The 244-nt window shown below is 42.2% G+C and carries 1 protein-coding gene; it reads left to right on the top strand.

Going from position 1 to position 244, the window contains the following annotated elements; genetic code table 11:
* Positions 1-183: 50S ribosomal protein L11 methyltransferase (locus AAEY62_RS24195; RefSeq protein WP_350637011.1), on the top strand; the 183-nt coding region annotated here is incomplete at its 5' end.
* Between the last annotated feature and the right edge of the window lie 61 nt (positions 184-244).

The following is a 244-nucleotide window of genomic DNA, read 5'->3' as shown; positions in this document are numbered from 1 at the left end:
CCGTTACGTGAACTACATAGTGTTATTTTAGGGTTATTAAAACCCGGTGGCAAAATAGCTATGTCGGGAATTTTAACCGAGCAAGCGCAATCGGTTGCCGATGTTTATGCCCCCTTTATTGAGCTGGACGACATTGCTATTGAAGGTGATTGGACCCGTGTAAGTGGCACTAAAAAAGCATAAGCACTGCCCAACGCTATTTAGAGCTTTTACTTAAAACAAGCATCTGAAGCCTGTATTTAAC

The organism is Pseudoalteromonas sp. GW168-MNA-CIBAN-0100 (assembly GCF_040309225.1).
In the GTDB taxonomy this organism is placed as follows: domain Bacteria; phylum Pseudomonadota; class Gammaproteobacteria; order Enterobacterales; family Alteromonadaceae; genus Pseudoalteromonas; species Pseudoalteromonas arctica.
The sequence above is the reverse complement of the archived record's forward strand: the minus strand, read 5'-3'. Positions and strand labels throughout refer to the sequence as shown.